The organism is Sedimenticola hydrogenitrophicus (assembly GCF_029017505.1).
GTDB classification, from domain to species: domain Bacteria; phylum Pseudomonadota; class Gammaproteobacteria; order Chromatiales; family Chromatiaceae; genus Sedimenticola; species Sedimenticola hydrogenitrophicus_A.
Genome location: NZ_JAQGEI010000009.1, coordinates 84898 through 106517, shown reverse-complemented (window position 1 = coordinate 106517; position 21620 = coordinate 84898). Strand labels below are relative to the sequence as shown.

21 protein-coding genes and 1 other RNA gene are annotated in these 21620 nt (G+C 64.2%); 7 read left to right on the top strand and 15 right to left on the bottom strand.

The features are described from left to right. Positions 1-81: 81 nt before the first annotated feature. From murC to rnpB, 12 genes are all read right to left on the bottom strand, one after another. The gene (gene murC, locus O9K64_RS07505; RefSeq protein ID WP_275097461.1) at positions 82-1578 is read right to left on the bottom strand and encodes a UDP-N-acetylmuramate--L-alanine ligase; all 1497 of its coding nucleotides are present in this window, start codon (positions 1576-1578) and stop codon (positions 82-84) included. After that, complete coding sequence (gene murG / locus O9K64_RS07500) at positions 1575-2654, bottom strand: undecaprenyldiphospho-muramoylpentapeptide beta-N-acetylglucosaminyltransferase (protein WP_275097460.1); 1080 nt, start codon at positions 2652-2654, stop codon at positions 1575-1577. Before murG ends, murC begins: the two co-directional genes overlap by 4 nt. Beyond that, the gene (gene ftsW, locus O9K64_RS07495) at positions 2639-3820 is read right to left on the bottom strand and encodes a putative lipid II flippase FtsW (protein WP_275097459.1); all 1182 of its coding nucleotides are present in this window, start codon (positions 3818-3820) and stop codon (positions 2639-2641) included. Before ftsW ends, murG begins: the two co-directional genes overlap by 16 nt. Then, a complete protein-coding gene (gene murD / locus O9K64_RS07490) occupies positions 3817-5181 on the bottom strand; it encodes a UDP-N-acetylmuramoyl-L-alanine--D-glutamate ligase (protein ID WP_275097458.1) in 1365 nt (454 codons plus the stop codon). The genes ftsW and murD overlap by 4 nt, the downstream gene beginning before the upstream one ends. A 30-nt stretch (positions 5182-5211) precedes the next feature. Continuing rightward, a complete protein-coding gene (mraY, locus tag O9K64_RS07485; RefSeq protein WP_275097457.1) occupies positions 5212-6294 on the bottom strand; it encodes a phospho-N-acetylmuramoyl-pentapeptide-transferase in 1083 nt (360 codons plus the stop codon). A 1-nt stretch (position 6295) separates the two neighbouring features. Beyond that, the gene (locus O9K64_RS07480) at positions 6296-7669 is read right to left on the bottom strand and encodes a UDP-N-acetylmuramoyl-tripeptide--D-alanyl-D-alanine ligase (RefSeq protein ID WP_275097456.1); all 1374 of its coding nucleotides are present in this window, start codon (positions 7667-7669) and stop codon (positions 6296-6298) included. Further along, positions 7669-9204 carry a UDP-N-acetylmuramoyl-L-alanyl-D-glutamate--2,6-diaminopimelate ligase gene (locus O9K64_RS07475; RefSeq protein WP_275097455.1) on the bottom strand — a complete coding sequence of 512 codons (1536 nt, stop codon included), beginning with the start codon at positions 9202-9204 and terminating at the stop codon, positions 7669-7671. Before O9K64_RS07475 ends, O9K64_RS07480 begins: the two co-directional genes overlap by 1 nt. Next, complete coding sequence (locus O9K64_RS07470; protein ID WP_275097454.1) at positions 9204-10967, bottom strand: peptidoglycan D,D-transpeptidase FtsI family protein; 1764 nt, start codon at positions 10965-10967, stop codon at positions 9204-9206. The genes O9K64_RS07475 and O9K64_RS07470 overlap by 1 nt, the downstream gene beginning before the upstream one ends. Before the next feature lies 1 nt (position 10968). Continuing rightward, on the bottom strand, positions 10969-11241 hold the full coding sequence (gene ftsL, locus O9K64_RS07465) for a cell division protein FtsL (protein WP_275097453.1): 273 nt from the start codon (positions 11239-11241) through the stop codon (positions 10969-10971). After that, on the bottom strand, positions 11238-12173 hold the full coding sequence (gene rsmH / locus O9K64_RS07460; RefSeq protein WP_275097452.1) for a 16S rRNA (cytosine(1402)-N(4))-methyltransferase RsmH: 936 nt from the start codon (positions 12171-12173) through the stop codon (positions 11238-11240). The genes ftsL and rsmH overlap by 4 nt, the downstream gene beginning before the upstream one ends. A 2-nt stretch (positions 12174-12175) precedes the next feature. Beyond that, complete coding sequence (gene mraZ, locus O9K64_RS07455) at positions 12176-12631, bottom strand: division/cell wall cluster transcriptional repressor MraZ (RefSeq protein WP_275097451.1); 456 nt, start codon at positions 12629-12631, stop codon at positions 12176-12178. 387 nt (positions 12632-13018) lie between these two features. After that, positions 13019-13382: RNase P RNA component class A (gene rnpB, locus O9K64_RS07450), an RNA gene on the bottom strand. 173 nt (positions 13383-13555) lie between these two features. Here rnpB and O9K64_RS07445 point away from each other — a divergent pair. Together O9K64_RS07445 and argF are read left to right on the top strand one after the other, a co-directional pair. Beyond that, positions 13556-14740 (top strand): aspartate aminotransferase family protein, encoded by a 1185-nt coding sequence (locus tag O9K64_RS07445; protein ID WP_275097450.1) that lies wholly within the window; start codon positions 13556-13558, stop codon positions 14738-14740. Positions 14741-14769: 29 nt separating this feature from the next. Then, positions 14770-15693, top strand: coding sequence for an ornithine carbamoyltransferase (argF, locus tag O9K64_RS07440; RefSeq protein WP_275097449.1), 924 nt, complete (start codon positions 14770-14772; stop codon positions 15691-15693). Between the two features lie 5 nt (positions 15694-15698). Here the strand turns inward: argF and O9K64_RS07435 are convergent, their stop codons facing one another. Continuing rightward, on the bottom strand, positions 15699-15908 hold the full coding sequence (locus O9K64_RS07435; RefSeq protein WP_275097448.1) for a dodecin: 210 nt from the start codon (positions 15906-15908) through the stop codon (positions 15699-15701). Between the two features lie 363 nt (positions 15909-16271). Here O9K64_RS07435 and O9K64_RS07430 point away from each other — a divergent pair, with 363 nt between their 5' ends. Together O9K64_RS07430 and O9K64_RS07425 are read left to right on the top strand one after the other, a co-directional pair. Then, a complete protein-coding gene (locus O9K64_RS07430; RefSeq protein WP_275097447.1) occupies positions 16272-17222 on the top strand; it encodes an MBL fold metallo-hydrolase in 951 nt (316 codons plus the stop codon). Positions 17223-17228: 6 nt separating this feature from the next. Beyond that, positions 17229-17609, top strand: coding sequence for a hypothetical protein (locus O9K64_RS07425; protein WP_275097446.1), 381 nt, complete (start codon positions 17229-17231; stop codon positions 17607-17609). Between the two features lie 382 nt (positions 17610-17991). Here the strand turns inward: O9K64_RS07425 and O9K64_RS07420 are convergent, their stop codons facing one another. Continuing rightward, positions 17992-18390, bottom strand: coding sequence for an antitoxin Xre/MbcA/ParS toxin-binding domain-containing protein (locus tag O9K64_RS07420; RefSeq protein WP_275097444.1), 399 nt, complete (start codon positions 18388-18390; stop codon positions 17992-17994). Between the two features lie 87 nt (positions 18391-18477). Beyond that, a complete protein-coding gene (locus O9K64_RS07415; RefSeq protein ID WP_275097443.1) occupies positions 18478-18891 on the bottom strand; it encodes a hypothetical protein in 414 nt (137 codons plus the stop codon). 178 nt (positions 18892-19069) lie between these two features. On the opposite strand from O9K64_RS07415, the gene O9K64_RS07410 reads away from it, so the two are divergent. The 3 genes from O9K64_RS07410 (at position 19070) to O9K64_RS07400 (ending at position 21509) form a co-directional block, all read left to right on the top strand. Then, entirely contained in the window at positions 19070-19960 is an 891-nt protein-coding gene (locus O9K64_RS07410) for a phosphoribosylaminoimidazolesuccinocarboxamide synthase (RefSeq protein WP_275097442.1), read from the top strand. 309 nt (positions 19961-20269) lie between these two features. Beyond that, positions 20270-20527, top strand: coding sequence for a glutaredoxin family protein (locus O9K64_RS07405; protein ID WP_275097441.1), 258 nt, complete (start codon positions 20270-20272; stop codon positions 20525-20527). Next, on the top strand, positions 20520-21509 hold the full coding sequence (locus O9K64_RS07400) for a serine/threonine protein kinase (protein WP_275097440.1): 990 nt from the start codon (positions 20520-20522) through the stop codon (positions 21507-21509). Before O9K64_RS07405 ends, O9K64_RS07400 begins: the two co-directional genes overlap by 8 nt. The last annotated feature ends 111 nt before the right edge of the window (positions 21510-21620 follow it).

Here is a 21620-nt window from a genome sequence, read left to right as displayed (position 1 = left end):
TCGACGACTTGTCACGCAGCGGATAGATCCCCGAGAGTGGCTCGCCACAGCCCATATGCAAACGCCGATTCACTCCGTCAGTCACGACTCACCTCCCTGCTGTTGAAACCAGCCCGGTAACATGGCGGCCACCTGCCCGATATCCCCGGCCCCCAGGGTCAGGACAATGTCACCATCCAGAATCATCCCGTCCAGCAACGCCGGCAGCTCGCCGATCGGATCGACAAACACCGGATCGACCTGACCCCGCGCGCGGATGGCCCGGCTCAGGGAGCGGCCATCCGCCCCCGCGATCGGCGCCTCGCCGGCGGCATAGACCTCCGCCAGCACCAGCACATCGGGCCGCGACAGCACCTGGGTAAAGTCGTCGAACTGCTCCTGGGTACGGCTGTAGCGGTGCGGCTGGAACACCAGCACCAGGCGCCGCTCCGGCCAGCCGGCGCGCACCGCATCCAGGGTCGCGCCCACTTCGCGCGGGTGGTGTCCGTAATCATCCACCAGCATGATCCGGCGGCCATCGGCCAGGGTGCATTCGCTGGCGTTGAAACGCCGGCCGATGCCCTCGAACCGTTCCAGGCCGCGCTGGATGGCGGCCACGTCCACGCCCACCTCATGGGCCACCACAATCGCCGCCAGGGCGTTGAGCACGTTGTGCCGCCCCGGCATGTTCAGGGTCACGTCAAAGGACGCTTCGCCCGCGACGTGAAGGGATTCACTAATGCCGCGGGGGCAGGGATGCCCAGGAGCGGCCATGCTCACCTTGAAGTGGGTGCGCAACCCCTCCTGGCGGATCGCGCTCACCCGGCAATCCGCGTCCGCGGACTCGCCATAGGTGATCATCCGCCGCGTCACCTGGGGCAGCAGGCCCCGCACTTCGTCATCATCGATACAGAGAATGGCCAGGCCGTAGAACGGCAGGTGGTGCAGAAACTCGATAAAGGTCTGGCGCAGACGGTTGAAATCACCGCCGTAGGTGGTCATGTGATCCGCGTCCACGTTGGTGACGATGGCCATCATCGGCTGCAGATAGAGGAACGAGGCGTCGCTCTCGTCCGCCTCGGCCACCAGGTATTCGCCGCCACCCAGGCGGGCATGGGTACCGGCGGAATTGAGCCGGCCGCCGATGACGAAGGTAGGATCCAGACCGCCCTCGGCCAGCAGGCTGGCCACCAGGCTGGTGGTAGTGGTCTTGCCGTGGGTACCGGCCACCGCGATACCGAAATGGAAACGCATCAGCTCCGCCAGCATCTCCGCCCGCGGCACCACCGGGATCCGCTGCTCCCGGGCCTTGCGCACTTCCGGGTTGTCCTCTTTGACCGCCGTCGAGATCACCACCGCATCGGCACCGGCGATATTGGCCGCGTCGTGGCCGATATGGATAGTCGCGCCCTGCTTGGTGAGGCGACCGATCGCCGGGTTGCTCTTCAGGTCGGAGCCGGATATTTGGTAGCCGAGATTGAGCATCACCTGGGCGATGCCGTTCATGCCGGCGCCACCGATCCCGACGAAGTGCAGGTGACGGATGCGCCCCATGGTGGTGGCCGCCAGACGGCGCTGCGTTGTTTCACCCTTGTTCATCGGCTTGCGATCTCCTGACAAAAATCGGCCACCACGTTGGTGGCACCCGGCATCGCCAGGGCGCGGGCCTTCACCGCCATCGCCAGCAGTGGTTCGCGATCCACCAGCAGTGCCTTCAACTCATCCGAAAAGCCGTCCTGTTCCAGTTCCGCCTGGGGCAGCAGCCGGGCCGCGCCGGCATCCACCAGGTAGCCGGCATTGCGGGTCTGGTGGTCATCCACCGCGTGGGGATAGGGGACCAGGATCGCGGCGACCCCGGCGGTCGCCAGCTCACTCACGGTCAGCGCACCGGCCCGGCACACCACCAGATCGGCCCAGGCGTAGGCCGCGGCCATATCCTGAATAAAGTCGCTCACCTCCGCCTCGATACCCAGCGCCTGGTAGGCTGCGCGGGTGGCCTCGCTCTTGTCCCGTCCCGCCTGGTGGCGCACCAGCGGCCTGGTCTCGGTAGCCAGGGTCGCCAGCACCTCCGGCATTGTCAGGTTCAGGGCCTGCGCCCCCAGCGACCCGCCGACCACCAGCAGCCGCACCGGCCCGCGCCGGCCCTGCAGCCGTACTGCCGGCCCCGGCAGGGCGGCGATCTCGCGGCGCACCGGGTTGCCGCAGGCCACCGCGCCGACCCGCCCGCCGAAACTGCCGGGAAAGGCCTCGAACACCCGGCTCGCCAGCCGCGACAGCCAGCCGTTGGTCATCCCCGGCACTGCGTTCTGCTCGTGGATCACCAGGGGTATGCCAAGCAGGCGCGCCATCAGGCCGCCGGGGCCGGTGACAAAGCCGCCCATCCCCAGCACCACCCGGGGCCGGCATTGACGCAATATCCGGGCGGACTGGAACAGGGCGCGAACAATCCTGAACGGCGCCGACAGCCAGCGCTTCAGGCCCGTGCCACGCAACCCGCGGATATTCACCAAGCGGATATCGATGCCGTGTTCCGGCACCACCCGCGACTCGAAACTGTCCGCGCTGCCGAGCCAGCAGACCGCGACGCCGCGTTCCCGCAGCTCCTCGGCCACCGCCAGGGCCGGGAAGACATGACCGCCGGTGCCGCCGGCCATCAGCATCACGCCTCCTGCCATGCCGCCCCCCCCTGCTCGACCGGTTCCGGGCGCAGCAGTTCGTAGTCGATGCGCAGCAGCATCGCCACCACCAGGATGGCGACGATGATGCTGTTGCCGCCGTAGCTCATGAACGGCAGGGTCAATCCCTTGGTCGGCAGCAGACCGACATTGACGCCGATGTTGATAAACGCCTGCATGCCGATCCAGAGCCCGAAACCATAGGCCACATAGGCGGAAAAACGCCGGCTGTGCGCCTCCGCCCGGGCGCCGATACGGAAGGCGCGCCAGACGATCACCGCGAACAGACTGATCACCACCAGGGTCCCCAACAGACCGAACTCTTCACCGATTACCGCCATGAGGAAATCGGTATGCGCCTCCGGCAGATAGAACTGTTTCTGGATACCATTCCCCAGTCCGACCCCGAACCACTCGCCGCGCCCGAAGGCGATCAGCGCCTGGGCCAACTGGTAGCCGCTGTTCTCCACATCGGCCCAGGGGTCGAGGAAGGCAGTCACCCGCTGCAGCCGGTAGGGTGAGACCAGTACCAGTCCCACCAGCGCGGAACTGGCCAGGCCGATGAGGATGGCGAACTGCCACACCGGGACGCCGCCGAGAAACAACATGCCCATGGCGGTGGCCAGCAACACGGTGGTGGTACCGAAATCGGGTTGCACCATGATCAGCGCACAGGCGACCACCAGCAGCAGCATCGGCTTGATGAAGCCCCAGATGCTGTGCGCCACTTCCAGCTGGCGGCGCACCAGATAACCGGCGATATAGACCACCATGAACAGCTTCATGAACTCCGAACTCTGCAGATTGAACGGCCCCAGCGGGATCCAGCGGGTGGCCCCGTTGGCCTCACGCCCGATGCCGGGCACCAACACCAGTACCAGCAGCAACAGCCCGGTAAAATAGAGCAGGGTGCCGGAACGCTCCCACTGTGCCACCGGCACCTGGGAGATCAGCAGTGCCCCCAGCAGTCCCAGGCCGATGGCCAGCAGATGGCGGTTCATGTAGTAGAAAGGCGCCTCGCCGATGCGATGCAGGGAGGCGGAGGCGACCATCACCAACCCCAGGCCGAGCAGGGCCAGCGCGGCCATCAGCAGCAGATAGTCCAGGCTCGGCAGCAGCTTGCGCCCTTCGCCAAAGGTGGCCTGCCGATGGGTCGTGAGGTTCATGGGATCAACCTCGCCACCGCGTCCACGAACATTTCGCCCCGCTGTTGATAGTCCTTGAACATATCGAAGCTGGCACAGGCCGGGGAGAGCAGCACCCGGTCACCCGGCTCGGCACAGCCGGCCGCCAGCAACACCGCGTCATCCATGTCAGTGGCCTGGATCAGCGGCACCTTGTCGCCCAGGGCGTCGTCCAGGGCCTTGGCGATCAATGGCGCATCCCGACCCAGCAGGATCACGGCCCGCGCATACCTGGCCACCGCCGGAGCCAGGGGGGCGAAATCGGCCCCCTTGCCGACCCCGCCGGCAATCAATACGGTGCGCGTTGCGTCCCCGCCGGCGAGCCCCTCCAGCGCTGCGGCGCAGGCCCCCACATTGGTGCCCTTGGAGTCGTTGTACCAGCGCACGCCGGCCGACTCCTTGATGAACTGGGTGCGGTGCGGCAGGCCGGCAAAACCCGTCAGGGTGCGCAGCATGGCCTCGCGCGGCAACCGCAGCAAGGTGCCGATCGCCAGCGCGGCGAGGGCATTGGCGAGGTTGTGGGTACCGGGTATTTTCAACGCCGAGGCGCGGATCAGCCGCTCCGTGCCGTGGCAGAGCCAGCGCTCGCCCCGGTGTGTGCGAACCCCGAACTCCCCGGCGGCCGGCGCCTCCAGGGTGAACAGGATCTCTCCCGCACCGCCCCCGCGCATGGCCATCACCAGGGGATCGTCCCGATTGAACACCGTACCCTCGGCACCACGGTAGATGGTCGCCTTGGTGTCCACGTACGCCTGCAGGTCCTGATAGCGGTCCAGGTGATCAGGGGAAATATTCAGCACCACCGCCACCTTCGGCTGCAGGCTGAAGGTGGTCTCCAACTGAAAACTGGAGAGTTCGAGTACATAGAGTTCCACCGCGTCATGCAGCAGCGACAGCGCCGGGTCCCCCAGGTTGCCGCCGACGGCGGCCTTGACCCCGGCATCCCGCAGCATGGCGCCCAGCAGGGTGGTGACGGTGCTCTTGCCATTGGAACCGGTGATCGCCACCACCGGCGCCTTGGCGGCGCGCGCGAACAGCTCGATATCGCCGATCACCGGCACCCCCCGGGCCACCGCCTGCTGGATCAGCGGCTCGCTCATCGGCACCCCCGGGCTGACCACCAGCTGCTCGGCCACGGCGAAGGCGGCGGGGTCGAAGCCGCCCAGGAACAGGGCGATATCGGGCAGCTCCTGACGCAGCTCATTCAGGCCCGGCGGGTCATTGCGGCTGTCGGTGATGGCCACCGGCACACCGCAGGCCGAGAGATAGCGGGCGCAGGAGAGCCCGGTCTTGCCCAGACCGACTATCAGACTCTTTTTGTCACTCGCCCTCGGTGGTGTCATCTCTTCCCTACGCCTCGGCGTAAAATCCCATTAACGTATCTTCAGGCTGGAGAGCCCGATCAGCACCAGAATCACTGTGATGATCCAGAAACGGACGATCACCCGGGGTTCCGGCCAGCCCTTCAATTCAAAATGGTGATGCAGCGGCGCCATGCGGAAGATGCGCCGCCCGGTCAGCTTGAACGAGGCCACCTGCAGCATCACCGACACCGTCTCCATCACGAACACCCCGCCCATGATCACCAGCACCAGCTCCTGGCGCACGATTACCGCCACCACGCCGAGCGCCGCCCCCAGGGCCAGCGCCCCCACGTCGCCCATGAACACCTGAGCGGGGTAGGCGTTGAACCAGAGAAAGCCGAGACCGGCCCCCACCAGGGCGCCGCAGAAGATCACCATCTCCCCGACACCGGGGAGATGGGGAATCAGCAGATAGCCGGCGATCTGGGCATTACCGGAGGCGTAGGCAAAAATGCCCAGGGCGCCGGCCACCAGTACGGTCGGCATGATCGCCAGGCCATCCAGGCCGTCGGTCAGGTTGACGGCGTTGCTGGTGCCGACGATCACGAAATAGCTGAGCAGGACAAACCAGGGTCCCATGTCGATCACCACGCTCTTGACAAACGGAATGATCAGCTGGGTCTCCGCCGGTAACGAGGCACTGGCAAACAGGGCATAGGCGGCCCCGGCACCCACCAGGGACTGCCACAGATACTTGTAGCGGGCGGAGAGCCCCCGGGAATCCTGCAACACCAGTTTTTTATAGTCGTCATAGAATCCGATCAGTCCGAACAACAGGGTCACCAGGACCACGATCCACACATAGCGGTTATCCAGGTCGGCCCACAGCAGGGTACTGACCGCCACCGCCACCAGCAGCAGGGTGCCGCCCATGGTCGGCGTACCCGCCTTGGCGAGGTGGCTCTGGGGCCCGTCGCTGCGAACCGTCTGGCCGATCTGGTGATGGGTCAGGCGACGGATCATCACCGGCCCGACAATGAATGAAATCATCAGCGCCGTGAGCACACCCAGGATGGTACGCAGGGTGATATACTGGAATACGCTGAAGCCACTGTTGAACTGGGTCAGGTATTCGGTCAGGTAAACGAGCATCTCAGTCTGTCTCCCGCTCGACGAGTGCATTGACAACCATTTCCATTGCCGCGCGACGCGAGCCTTTTACCAGCACCCGGTCGCCTGACCGCAGCTCATGCTGCAGTTGTTCCAGCAAAGAATCACGACTGGCGAAGGCCGCACCGCCCGCGGCGAATTGCCTGGCCGCTTCTCCCGCCTCGCCGACGGCATACAGATGTTCAATCCCGGCCGCCCGCGCCTGGCGCCCCAACTCGCCATAAAAGCCCAGGGTGCCCGCGCCCAATTCACCCAGCTCACCCAGCAGCAGGAAGCGGCGGCCCGGCGCCTGGGCCAAGACATCGATGGCGGCGCCGACGGAATCGGGGTTGGCGTTATAGCTGTCATCGATCAGCCAGATCCCCCGCTGCCCCCGCAGCGGTTGCAGCCGCCCCTTGACCGGACGGATGGCTGCCAGCCCGGCGACGATGCTCTGCTCGCTGGCCCCGACCTGAAGCGCGGCGGCGATCGCCGCCAGCGCGTTCATACGGTTGTGCTCCCCGGCCAGCGCCAGCTCGATGTTCAGGCTGCCGCCGGGGATATCCACCGCAAAGCGGCTGCTGAAGCCCTGTTCGTGCCCCTCCTCATACCAGTGCAACACCAGTTGCCCGGGACTGCTGATATCGGCCGGCTGGTCGATGCCGAAGCTGCAGACCCGCCGCCCGGTGGCGACGCCGCGCCAGAACGGGGCGAAACGGTCGTCGGCATTGAAGACGAAGCAGCCCGGCTCGACCAGTCCGGATACGATCTCGCTCTTCGCCTTCGCCACCCCCTCCAGGGTACCAAAGCCCTCCAGGTGGGAGCGGCAGGCGTTGTTCAGCAGCGCCACATCGGGTCGCGCGATCTTGCTCAGATAGCCGATCTCGCCCGGGTGGTTGGCGCCCATCTCGATCACGGCAAAATCCTCATCCTGCAACTGCAGCAGGGTCAACGGCATGCCGATGTCGTTGTTCAGGTTGCCCCGGGTGGCCAGGACCGTGCCGTTACCGCTCAGGATGGCGGCGATCATCTCCTTGACCGTGGTCTTGCCGTTACTGCCGGTCACCGCGATCACCTGCGCCTTGCTCTTCAGCCGCCACTCCGCCGCCATCCGCCCCAGGGCGACGCGGGTATCCTCCACCACCAACTGGGGACAATCCACCGCCAGCTCGTGATCCACCACCACCGCAACGGCACCCTGCGCCAACGCCTGCGGCAGATAGTCATGGCCATCGAAGTTGGAGCCTTTCAGGGCCACGAACAGATCCCCCGCCTGCAGCCGGCGGGTATCCGTGCTGACCGCGCTGAAACGAGCGTCGCCTCCCAGTTGCCGGGCACGAATGGCCCCGGCCATTTCCGCGAGCGTGAAGGCGATCATCACCTCACCTCCCGCAAGGCGTTTTCCACCTGATCGCGGTCACTGAAATGGAGTACCTGGTCGCCCACCAGCTGGTAGGTCTCGTGCCCCTTGCCGGCAATCAGGATCAGATCGCCCGGCGCGGCCTCACGAATGCTCAGGGCAATCGCCCGGGCGCGGTCCCTGACCACCTGGGCCTGGTCCGGCCGGCCCATGCCGGCGAGGATTTCGGCAACGATGAAGTCGCCCGATTCGCTGCGCGGATTGTCATCGGTGACAATCACCCGGTCCGCCAGCCGCTCGGCAATGCCGCCCATCAGCGGCCGCTTTCCCCGGTCCCGGTCACCGCCGCAACCGAACACACAGACCAGGCGGCCGCCGACATGTTCGCGCAACGCGGTCAGGGCGTGTTCCAGGGCATCCGGGGTATGGGCGTAATCGACCACCACCAGCGGTTGCCCGCCGCCACCGAAGCGCTGCATGCGTCCGGCCACCGTCTCCACCTGGGCCAGCTTCTCCAGCGCTGCGGCGAACGGCACACCCCGGTGCAGCAGTACCGCCAGCACCGCCAGCAGATTGTTCACGTTGAAACGCCCCAGCAGCCGGCTGACGAGGTGTCCCCGCCCCCAACTGCTTTCGATGACCAGGGTCATGCCCTCGGCGTCCGGCACGATAGCGGCCGCCTTCACCCACTGTGGCGTCTCCGGGGTGCGCTCCGCATCGCTGCTGTAGCCGATCCGGCGCACCCGCGCAGGCAGCCCGGCGAGTACCCGGGCGGCGAACGGATCATCCAGGTTCAGCACCGCGCAATCGATCTCGCAATCGGTGAACAGGCGCAGCTTGGCTTCGGCATAGGCCGCCATGCTGGTGTGATAATCGAGATGATCCTGGGTCAGGTTGGTCAGCAGCGCGACATCGAAGCGCACCGCCGCGGCCCGCCCCTGATCCAGGGCATGGGAGGAGACCTCCATGGCGACCAGCTCGGCGCCACGATCGAGCAGATCGCGCAGCTGTGCCTGCAGCGTGACCGCATCGGGGGTGGTGTGGCCGGTGCTCTCCAGGGCACCCTCCAGCGCCCCCGGCAGACCGTAACCGAGGGTGCCGATCACCCCGCAGGGGTGTTCCGGACTGAACGCCTGGGCCAGGAAATGGCTGCAGCTGGTCTTGCCGTTGGTGCCGGTGATGCCGAAGACCGCCAGGCTGTGGCTGGGATCGGCATAGAAACGTCCGGCAATGGCGCTGATCTGGGTGCTCAATCCCGCCAGCGCATAGAGCGGGATCTCGCTCGCCTCGGCCAGCGTCTGGATATCCTCCGCGGTCCACTCCTCGTTGGGTTCGCAGAGCACCGCCGCGGCACCGCGATCCACCGCCTGCTGGAGAAACTCCAGGCCGTGGTGGGAGATCCCGGCACGGGCGATAAACAGCGAGCCCGGACGGATCCGGCGGCTGTCCAGGGTCAGATCGGTGATCTCCCGATCCGCCACCGCCGCGGCATCGATCCAGCCAGAGAGCAGCTCCGGCAGCCGGCAAACCGAGCTGTATGCACGCGTCGCCATCACCCGCCCCCTCCGGTACCGGCCAGTTTGAGCATGGAATCGTCGATGGCATCGGGGGCGATATTGAGCAGCCGCAGGGCGCCGGTCATCACCCGGGAGAACACCGGCGCGGCCACGGAACCGCCATAATATTTCCCCGCCGTCGGTTCATCGATCATCACCACCATTACCAGGCGCGGATCGCTGGCCGGGGCGATACCGGCGAACACCGAGATGTAGCGATCATCCGCATAACCGCCGCTGATGCTCTTCTTCGCCGTCCCGGTCTTGCCGGCCACGCGGTAGCCGGTAACGGCCGCCGCCGGCGCCGTGCCTTCGTCCGTCACCACCGCCTCCATCATCTTTCGAACCGTGCGTGCCGTGGCGGCCCGCATCACCCGCTCCCCCTTCACCGGCGCATCCTGGCGCAGCAGGGAGACCGGATAACGAATGCCATCGCTGGCGAGCACGCCGTAGGCACGGGCCAGCTGCAGAGTGGTGACCGAGAGCCCGTAGCCGAAGGCCAGGGTCGCCTGGTCGATCTCCGCCCAGCGCCGGTAGGGCGCCAGCTGACCGGCCACCTCACCGGGGAAACCGGTACTGGTGGGGTCACCGAATCCGACCCGCGAGAAGAAGCCCCAGAACTGCTCCTTGGGCAAATCCAGGGCGATCTTGCTGACCCCCACATTGCTCGATTTCAGGATCACCCGGGCCAGGTCGATGCGCCCGTAATCGCGATGATCCTTCACCTGGTGGCGGCCGACCCGGAAGGTGCCGGGCGTGGTATCGATCATCGTCCCCGGGGTATAGCGGCCCGACTCCAGCGCGGCGGCAATGGTGAACGGTTTCACCGTGGAACCGGGTTCGAATACGTCGGTCACGGCGCGGTTGCGGAAACGCCCGGCCTTCCCCGACTTGCTGCCGTTCGGGTTGTAGGCCGGCTGGTTGACCATGGCCAGGACCTCGCCATTGCGGGCATCGAGAATAACCGCGGAGCCAGACTTCGCCTTGTGGCGCTGCACCGCCCCCTTGAGTTCGCGATAGGCAAGGAACTGCAGCCGCCGGTCGATCGAGGTGATCAACTCCTTGCCGGCCTGGGGTTCCAGGATGTGCTCCACATCCTTGACCACCCGCGCCCGCCCGTCCTGGATCACCCGCTTGCGTCCGGGCGTCCCCTGCAACCATTGGTCGTAGGCCAGCTCCAGCCCCTCCTGTCCCTGGTCGTCGATATTGGTGAACCCGACCACATGGGCAAACACCTCGCCATCCGGGTAGTAGCGGCGATATTCCCGCTGCAGGCCGATACCGGCGATGTCGTTCTCCGCGACAATCTCCATCAGCCGTTTGGCCCGGTCGGGATTGACCCGCCGCTGGAGATAGACAAAGGAGCGGTCGCTGCGGCGCGCCAGCAGCTGGCGCAGGTCATCCAGATCCATCTCCAGAACCTTTGCCAGCGGCGCCAGCACCCGGCGGTCCGGCGACAGGGCGCGGGGATTGGCCCAGATGGAGTCCACCGGGGTACTGATGGCCACGGGCGCGCCGGAGCGGTCCTTGATCATGCCGCGGTGGGCGGGCATCTCGACCACCCGCAGATAGCGCCGTTGTCCCTCGTTCTGCAGGAAATCGGTTTCAAAAATCTGTTGATCCACCGCGCGCCAGACCAGCAGCGCGGCGGAGAGCGACAGCAGTCCGAGCAGGGTCCAGCGCCGGGCGCGATAGCTCGGCAGCGCCTGCTCGATCCGGCGGGCCTGCTTCTGACGCCTGTTTCTGCTATTCCCACTCATATCAAGGTTTCACCACCACAACTTCATCAGCTGCGGGTATGTGCATATTCAACCGTTTGCGGGCAATCTTCTCGACCCGGGCGTGCGTGGCCCAGGTACTCTGTTCAAGTTGCAACCGCCCCCACTCCACCTCTATCGCGTCACGCTCGGCGCGCAACACCTGCAACGCCACAAACTGTTTCCGGGTGGCGTATTTCGAATACACCACCCCGGTCGCGGTCAACAACAGACCGAAAGTCAACAACAGCAAGAGGATCAGTTGACCCCGCTTCACCGCTTACGCTCCGCCACCCGCAACACGGCGCTGCGCGCGCGCGGATTCTCCTCCACCTCCCGCCGGGAGGGCTTGATCGCCTTGCCGATCAGCGCCAGGCGCGAATTGCGCTGCAACTCGGTCACCGGAATCCCCGCCGGGAAGCGATCACCGCGCTCGGCATCGCGCATGAAACGCTTGACGATGCGGTCCTCCAGCGAATGAAAACTGATCACCGCCAGGCGCCCGCCCGGCGCCAGGACCCGCAACGACTGATCCAGACACGCCTTCAGGTCGTCCAGTTCCCGGTTGATATGGATACGGATGGCCTGAAAGCAGCGCGTCGCCGGATGCTTGCCCTTTTCCCAGGCGGGATTGGCCGCGGAGACGATCTCCGCCAGTTGGCGTGTCGTCTCGATAGGCCGCAGCGCCCGCGCCTCGACGATGGCACGGGCGATCCGGCGGGCATAACGCTCCTCGCCATAGGCCTTGAATACCTGCGCCATCTCATCAGCGCCGACCTCGCTCACCCAATCGGCCGCACTGATGCCGGAACTGTTATCCATGCGCATGTCCAGTGGCCCGTCATTGAGAAAACTGAACCCCCGCACCGCTTGATCGAGCTGTGGCGAGGAGACCCCCAGATCCAACAGCACCCCGTTGACGTGTCCGAGTAATCCCGCCTCCTCGGCAAAACGTTCCAACTCCGCGAAGGAGCCCTGCCGGATCTCAAACCGGGCATCCTCAGCGAACATCTCCCGGGCGCAGGCGATGGCCTCCGGGTCCTTGTCGATCGCCAGCAGCCGCCCCGTCACGCCCAGTGCCCGCACTATCGCCGCACTGTGCCCACCGCGGCCGAAAGTGCCGTCGATATAGATCCCATCCGGTAATATATTCAGCGCCTCCAGCGCCTCGTTGAAGAGCACCGGCAGATGAGTGTCTGTGTCGGCCATCGCTATATCGAGAGCGTGTCGAATTCGGCCGGCAGATCGAGGTCGTTCATATTCACCTCATCCAGCCACCCTTCCCGCTGGCTGTTCCAGCGCTCTTCATCCCACAGTTCGAACTTGTTGCCCTGCCCGATCAGCACCACATGCTTATCCAGGTGGGCAAAGTCACGCAGGGCGGGCGGCAACAGTACGCGGCCCTGGCCATCCATCTCGACTTCTGTGGCGTGTCCCACCAGCAGACGCTGCAGATTGCGCGCCGGCTTATTAAAGGAAGGAAGTTTCATCAGCTTGCGTTCGATCTCCTGCCATTCCGGCAGTGGATAGATCAATAGACAGTGATCACGGTCTATCGTTACCACCAGCTCCGAGGCACAGCGCTCCTGTAGCCGTTCGCGATAGCGCGTCGGCACGGCCAAACGGCCCTTGGCATCCAGGTTGAGTCTGTTAACGCCCCGAAACAATGAACGAGCCCCCCCCTTTTGGAATTCCTATTTCCAGAAAAATCCACTTTTACCCACTTCTCCCCATAATAGGTACTCAAATTGGGGGTTGTCAAGGAGATCACTCCACCAGAACAGGTGAAAGTTCCTTAAAAGACAGGGGCTTAGGGACGGCACTTGGAGGAAAAGCCAAGACACAAGACAATAGAAAACAGGGCGATGAAATGCTGAGTTAAAGTAGATTGTGAAGAGTTGCGGAGTTTAACCCGGAAACCCACCACACTCCCTCAATGGAGCCTGATGCGGCTCCGCGGGAACCGGCTATCCCACCGGCACTGACCTGGGGGAGAGAAACTGTCACAAGGGGCAACCGGGCTGCCCTTGACTTAGGGCTCGCGCAAGAATTGGGTTGGGAGCCGGCCTGTAAGCCGGGTTCTGTCATGGATGGCCATTCATCTGGGATGCACGTCGCCGTGCACCTCAAGCGACCTACCCGGGGACCGTGCGGGCCGCACGTGGCAACCGAAGCTGCCCGCCCCCCTATTTGGTCTTGCTCCGGGTGGGGTTTACCCTGCCACTGCTGTTACCAGCAGCGCGGTGCGCTCTTACCGCACCATTTCACCCTTACCAACCGGCCCGTGGGTCGGTGGCGGTATATTTTCTGTGGCACTTTCCGTAGGCTCGCGCCTCCCAGGCGTTACCTGGCACCCTGCCCGTCGGAGCCCGGACTTTCCTCCACCTTTTGCAAGGCAGCGACCATCCGGCCGACTCCCGGCGAGGAGAGTAGTCCCATCACCCCGCCTGTGCAAGCACAATCTCGCCGCCCACCGCTTGCTATCTAATGACAATGCCCATAGTATTGACGGTTTTCTTGGCTATTTGCGGCCGCACCCAAGACGGCCGGATAACGGCTCTTCCCGGTTTGGAGACCTAAGGATAACGACCATGTCGAAAGCTTTGATGGCCACATATAAAAGGCTCCCGGTCAGTTTTGAGCGGGGTGAGGGGGTCTGGCTCTGGGACACCCAGGGCAAGCGCTATCTGGATGCCCTCTCCGGCATCGCCGTCTGCGGCCTGGGACACGCCCATCCGGCTATCCACAAGGCCATCTGCGACCAGGCCGCCACCCTGCTGCACACCTCCAACCTGTACCAGATTCCGCTCCAGGAGCAACTGGCGGAGAAACTGGCGGCCCTGGCGGGCATGCGGCAGGTGTTCTTCGCCAACTCCGGCGCCGAGGCCAACGAGGCGGCGATCAAGATCGCCCGCTTTTATGGCAACCAGAAAGGCATCCAGAACCCCACCATCGTGGTGATGGACAAGAGTTTTCACGGCCGCACCCTGGCCACCCTGACCGCCACCGGCAACCGCAAGGTCCAGGCCGGCTTCGAGCCGCTGGTGCAGGGCTTTGTGCGCATTCCCTTTGGCGATATCGACAGCCTGAAGAGTGTCGCGGAGAACAGCCCCAACGTGGTGGCCGTACTGGTGGAGCCGGTGCAGGGCGAGGGTGGCATCAATATCCCCGCCGATGACTACCTCAAACAGGTCCGCCAGATCTGCAACCAGCACGAGTGGCTGATGATGCTGGACGAGATCCAGACCGGCATCGGCCGCAGCGGCAAATTCTTCTCACACCAGCACCAGGCGATCGTGCCCGATGTCATGACCCTGGCCAAGGCGCTCGGCAACGGCATGCCGATCGGCGCCTGCCTGGTCAGCGGCCGGGCCGCGGACCTCCTGGGTCCGGGCAACCACGGCACCACCTTCGGCGGCAATCCGCTGGCCTGCCGGGTCGGACTGACGGTGATCGAGACGGTGGAGAAGCTGAACCTCACCACCCGGGCGGAGGTATTGGGCGCCAGACTGCTGGCCGACTTCGCCGATGCCCTGACCGATGTCGCCGGCGTGGAAGAGATCCGCGGACAGGGTCTGCTGATCGGTATCGAACTGGATCGCCCCTGCGGTGAGCTGGTGACACGGGCGCTGGAACAGGGGCTGCTGATCAATGTCACCGCCGACTCGGTGATCCGCCTGCTGCCGCCGCTGATCATGAGCGACAAGGAGGCCGTCAATCTGGTAGAGGTGCTCTCCGCGTTGATCCGGGATTTCCTGGCTGAAGAGAGCGATTGATGCGTGATACCCGCGCAAGGTAGACGACTATGACAGCCCAAGCCACCCAACCCGTCAGACATTTTCTCTCGCTGCTGGATCTCACGCCCGATGAACTGCGCGCATTGATTCGCCGGGCCAGCGAGCTGAAGCGGAGCCTGCGCGCCGGCGAGATCCACGAGCCGCTGAAAAACCAGACCCTGGGGATGATCTTCGAGAAGTCCTCGACCCGTACCCGCATCTCCTTCGAGGCGGGCATCACCCAGCTCGGCGGCCACGCCCTGTTTCTCTCGTCACGCGACACCCAGTTGGGGCGCGGCGAACCAATCGAAGACAGCGCCCGGGTGATCTCGCGGATGGTGGACTGCGTGATGATCCGCACCTTCGAGCACGACAAGGTGGAGCTGTTTGCCGCCCACTCCCGGGTGCCGGTGATCAACGCCCTGACCGACCTGCTGCACCCCTGCCAACTGCTGGCGGACATGCAGACCTACCTCGAACACCGCGGCGACATCGCCGGCAAGACCGTCGCCTGGGTAGGCGACGGCAACAACATGTGCCACTCCTACATCAACGCCGCCCGGCAGTTCGATTTCAGGTTGAATATCGCCTGCCCCGAGGGGCATGAACCGAATGTGGAGATCCTGCAGGCGGCCGGCGACCGCTGCCAGGTGATGCGCGATCCGCTGGACGCCGCCAGCGGCGCCGACCTGGTGGTCACCGATGTGTGGGCCAGCATGGGCCAGGAACAGGAGCAGCGGCAGCGCGCGGTCACTTTCGCCAACTACCAGGTGAATGACCAGCTGATGGCGCAGGCGCAACCGGACGCCCTGTTCATGCACTGCCTGCCGGCCCATCGCGGCGAAGAGGTGACCGCCTCGGTGATCGACCGGCCGGACAGCGTGGTCTGGGACGAGGCGGAGAACCGCATGCACTCCCAGAAGGCGCTGCTGGAGATGCTGCTCCGCCGCTGACCCGGTCAATCCTCCAGCCGGAACCCCACCTTGATCACCACCTGCCAATGGGCGACCTTGCCGTCCTGCACATGGCCGCGCGTCTCCACCACCTCGAACCAGTCCATGTTACGGATGGTGTTGGACGCATGCGCCAGGGCGTTCTCCACCGCCTTGTCGGAACTCTCGCTGGACGTACCCACCAGTTCCAATTTCTTGTAGATATGCGAACCCATGCCGGATCTCCTTTTATTTGATTGGTAACTACTTGACCTTATCCGCACCACAGAGAGCCCAGAAAAATCATATTGAGAAAGGTTGGAGTCAGGCCGCATATATCCGGTAATTGATTGATCCATTTCGACCGACCTGACTCCGGCCGCTGATCACAATGCCAATGATCCGCTCCGTTACGTCGCCCGGTTCCACCTCCGAGTCTCCGTGGTGCAATGGAGGGTCTCTAACGGGCGCCCCGGGTGAATAGTTACTGTGGCCGTTTATTTACTATAGCCGACCCAAGGCGATAGGGTGCCTTGCCCGCCCCGCTCATCCATGGCAAAGTCCCCGGCCTGAAGCAAGGCAACCCGCGAGCTGACATCGTGAAACTCTCTTACCAAGACCTGGGACAGGGCATCTGCTGTATCGATACCTTCTATTACCGCCCCAATCTGGATGGCTGTTATCTGATCCAGCAGGAGGGCGAAGCGGCGCTGATCGATACCGGCACCTCCCACGTGGCGCCGGCGGTGATGGAGCTGCTGGCGCTGCGCGGTCTCGCGCCGGAACAGGTGAAGTACGTCATCCCCACCCACGTCCACCTGGACCATGCCGGCGGCACCGGACAACTGATGGCGCTGCTGCCGGAGGCGCGGATGGTCATCCACCCGCGCGGCGCCCGGCACATGAACCATCCGGAGAAGATTATCGCCAGCACCATCGCCGTCTATGGCGAGGCTGTGTTCCGGGAGCACTACGGCACCATCCTGCCGGTCCCGGAGGCGCGCACCATCGAGGCGGAGGATGGCTTCGAGGTCTCCCTGGCCGGACGCAAGCTGCGTTGCATCCACACCGAAGGCCATGCCCGCCACCACTTCTGCGTCTGGGACGAGCAGAGTCGGGGGCTGTTCGCCGGCGATACCTTCGGCATATCCTACCGGGAGCTGGACACCGAGCAGGGACCCTTCATGATACTCCCCTCCACCCCCATCGACTTCGATCCGGAGGCATGGCACGACTCCCTGGAACAGTTGCTCCGCCTGAACCCGACCCAGCTCTACCTGACCCACTTCTGCCGCATCGACCAGCCCGCGCTACGCGCCCGGGCGCTGCATCAGGAGATCGACGACTACGTCACCATCGCCCTCAGCGCCGGGGGCGCGCAGCGTGAATTGCAGATCCGCGACGAGCTGACCCGCTATTACCGTAGGCGCCTCCGGGAGCACGGCTCACGGCTGAGCGACGCGGAGATCGACGAAGTGCTCGGCATGGACATGGAACTCTGTGCCCAGGGGCTCGAGGTGTGGCTGAAGCGGCGCGAGAAGCAGGACTGACCGGACATGGAGTTTTTTCGCCAGTTTGCTGCCGTCATCAATGAAACGGAACTGCAACAACTGATCACCCTGGAGCGGTTGCCGCAGCTCTGCGCCTCGATCGACGCGCTGCTGGAGGATCACGGTGAGCACGGACGCATCTACTGCGTCTGGGGGGAGTTCAGGGTGCAGCGCGAGCCGATCCGCAACGGTGTCCGGCTCACCCTGCCGGGCTGCCCCAATGCCCTGGCCTGGACCGTCACCGCGGAACAGCAAAGCGTGACCATCCACTGCACCATCAACCGCGCGGATCACGACGCCGACTTTGTCGCCTCGATCGAACAGTTTGTGGAGGATTGGCAGCGCGGCCTGTGCCAGGCATTTCAGGGTCAAACCGGCTCGCTGTAGGGTGGGTTAGCGGCGCACAGCCACGACACTTCCTGGCTACAACAACTCCCCGAGCGCCGCGTAACCCACCGATTCCTCGACCGCCGAACAGCGGGTTACGGGCGCACGGGGCAATATGTACGAGACGTGCCTGCCGTTCTGATCGGTTACGCCGTGCCTCCTCCACTCATCCTACAACTCTTTTTGTAGGGTGGATAAGCGACAGCGTATGCCATCCTCAGGTCCGTAAACGGTACATTCATGTACCACTCCTCACCGCCGCAATGGTGGATGCGCCTACCGGCTTATCCACCCTACGAAACTGAATCAGCTTTACCCGGTAATATTAAATTGAAGTCTACTGGCACCAGCGGGTGCGCCGCGCCTGCCGACAACGGTCGACTCAGTCGGGCCGGGTGCTGTTCAACTCCCAGCAGAAGGTGCAATCCAGCTCCGCCAGCACCTGAACCAGTCCGCCCTCGCCCTGCTCAAGGATCAGTGCCAGCGGCGCCTGGCCGAGCCGACGGTGCTTCTGGCGCAGCCAGCGGCCGCCCATGGTGGGATTGGTGGGATAGCTGGTGTGCAGCGCCTGGGCGATACGGCGCACGTAGTCGGCGCGGCGCTGGACATCCGGATCGTCCGGTAACGCCTCGCTCTGGCCCAACCGGTTCAGCTTGCGCAGCCGGGTCTCCGGCAGCCCCAGGATAAAACAGACCTGTTCGACCCCCAGCCGCCAGACCCGCAGGACCTCCATGGTCTCTTGTGTTTTGTCTATCGCTTGATTCATGGCTACCGCATTCATGAAACAACCTCCCGCTAGTTTAATTTCCGAGTTATTTACTGGGTTTTTAGTCTAGCATGATCCCCACTAACTTCATATCCATCCTTGCTAGCCAAACAGCTGACGCCACCAGCGCCGGCGGTTGTTCGGCAGGACGCGGGTCGAGGGGAGATCGCAGGGCGGCAGCTTGCTCACTATCCAGCCAGGCAGGGGCGGGTTGTCGCTGTAACCGCAGGAGACCCCCAGGTTGTGCGGATCGTAGATTTTCACAAATGCCGGCTGCTGCAGGTTGTCGGCATAGACGATACCGCAGTAATCCTCGTCATGTTCGCGACGCAGGAACAGCGCCATTTCGTCGAGAAAACGCTTCAGATCCCGGGCGCTGGCGGGCTCTGCCGGCGGCGGTTCGCCGATGGCGTAGATGAACCAGTCATCACAGGGATCAGCGCGTAACAGATCCCAGAGCGCATCCAGCTGGGGCCAGCGCAGGGTGGAGGTGAAACTCCCCCGAAAGGCTGACATGAATTCATTTTCCGGCAAAGACAAAGACATAGGAATCCCATCCCGGCTTCCGACAGACATCGGAGCAGTTTCCCACAACACCCCGGCTTTTTGTAATCAAAATGTGTTAAGGGCTTATTAACAAACCCCGGATCAGGGTATAATCGCTCCCCCTTTCCAGTCACCAAGTTTCACTATTATGAGCCAAGCTGACGCGCTGTTTGAAACCGACCTGCCCCACCTGAAGCTGCTGAACCGCGGCAAGGTCCGGGATATTTTCGATATCGACGAGGGGCACATGCTGATCGTCGCCAGTGACCGCCTGTCGGCCTTCGACGTGGTGCTGCCGCAGCCGATCCCTGGCAAGGGCGAGGTGCTGACCCGGGTGGCCAACTTCTGGTTCGGGCGCACCCGCTCCATCCTGCCCAATCACCTCTCCGAGCTGCCGCTGGAGCAGGTGGTGCCGGACCCGGCACAGCGGGCGATGCTGGGGGATCGGGCCATCGTGGTGCGCAAGCTGAAGCCGCTGCCGGTGGAGGCGATCGTGCGCGGCTATATCATCGGTTCCGGCTGGAAGGATTATCAGAAGACCGGCGAGGTGTGCGGGATCAAGCTGCCCGAGGGGCTGCGCCAGGCCGACAAGCTGCCGGAGCCGATCTTCACCCCCTCGTCCAAAGCGGAGATGGGGGATCACGACGAGAACATCAGCTTCGACCAGATGGTGGACCTGATCGGCGAGACGCTGGCCAACCAGGTCCGCGAGTCGAGCCTGCGCATCTACAGCGAGTGCGCCGACTATGCCCTGCAGAAGGGTATTATCATCGCCGACACCAAGTTCGAGTTCGGCCTGGACGAACAGGGCCAGCTCTACCTGATCGATGAGGTGCTGACTCCGGACTCCTCCCGCTTCTGGCCGGCGGACCAGTACCAGCCGGGCATCAGCCCGCCGAGCTTCGACAAGCAGTTCGTGCGCGACTACCTGGAGATCCTGGACTGGGACAAGACCCCGCCGGGGCCGGTGCTGCCGGATGAGGTGATCAGCAAGACCGCCGATAAGTACCGCGAGGCGGAGCGCATCCTGACCGGGTGATACAACCGATGAAAAAGGCTATATACGAATGGCACTTACTTAAGGCGAATTGTAGGATTTTCGTCATTCCGGCGCAGGCCGGAATCCATGAATTCACCGCGGATGCGGGTTCTGGATCCCGGCCTGCGCCGGGATGACGGTGGTTCTTGGCTTAAGTAAGTGCCATTCGGCTATATACCAATTAGGTGTTGCATGATGGACAGTGCTTTTGTAGGAGTGGCTTCGCCGCGAAAAGCTTCGCGCCAGAGGCGCTCCTACGGAGTGATTCACCAAGCTTGATCAACACCAACAACTAACTGGGATAGAGCCATGAAAAAGCGACCGCCACGCATCACCCTCTACAGCAGCCGCAACTGCGCCCACTGCCGGCGCGCCAAGGCGTATCTGCAGGAGCACCATATCCCCTTCACCGAACAGGACGTGGAGCGCAACCGCCGCGCCCAGCTCGATTTCATGCGCACCGGCGCACGCGGCGTACCCCTGATCACGGTCGGGGAGCAGCAGATCCAGGGGTTCGAACCGCGCCAGCTGCAGCGGGCGCTGCGCCAGGCCGGATTCGATGTCTGATCCGGGCACACCCTACGCCGACCTGACACCCGAAACCATTCTCTGCGCGCTGGAATCGGTCGGCTACCGGCCCTCCGGCGGCATGCTGGCCCTGAACAGTTACGAAAACCGGGTCTACCAGATCGGCATGGACGAGGGACCGCCGCTGGTGGCCAAGTTCTACCGGCCGCAGCGCTGGAGCGATGCGAGCATCCTGGAGGAGCACCGTTTCACCCTGGCCCTGGCCGCCGACGAGATACCGGTGGTGGCGCCCCTGGAGGATCCCCAGGGCGTTACCCTGCACCATTTCCAGGGCTACCGCTTTGCCCTGTTCCCGCGCCGCGGCGGGCGCTGGCCGGAGTTGGAGAATCCCGACAACCTGGCGTGGATCGGCCGCTTTATCGCCCGCATCCACCTGATCGGTTCCGCCCAGCCGTTCCAGCACCGCCCCACCATCGACCCGGACCAGATGGGCCGCGCCTGCGCGGACTATCTGCTGGCCGAAGGCTGCATCCCGCTGGAACTTGAATCGGGCTATCGACGGGTGACCGAGGCGCTGCAACAGGGCATCGAGGAAGCCTTTTCCGCGGCCCGGCCGGGACGCGTGATCCGGCTGCATGGCGACTGCCATCCGGGCAATATCCTCTGGACCGAGCAGGGGCCGCACTTCGTGGACATGGATGACTGCCGCAGCGGTCCGGCAATTCAGGATCTGTGGATGCTGTTGTCCGGTGACCGTCAGGAGATGGCGCTGCAGCTGAGCTATATCCACGAGGGCTACGAGACCTTCCGCCAACTGGACAGCCGCGAGGTGGCACTGATCGAACCATTGCGCACCCTGCGCATGATCCATTATGCCGCCTGGCTGGCGCGGCGCTGGCAAGACCCCGCCTTTCCCCAGGCCTTCCCCTGGTTCCATACCCACCAGTACTGGCAGGCCCACCTGGGCGAACTGGAGCAGCAGCTGCGGCTGCTGGATGAGCCGCCGCTGCCGCTTTATTGAGGCGCGATGCAACGGCGTCCCGGATTTCGCCCACATGCGTCGGTGTGCCTGGCAGGGATTCCGGCAACGGTGCGGTTCGCAAGCTCACCAGCACCCTACCGGTTGTGCAAG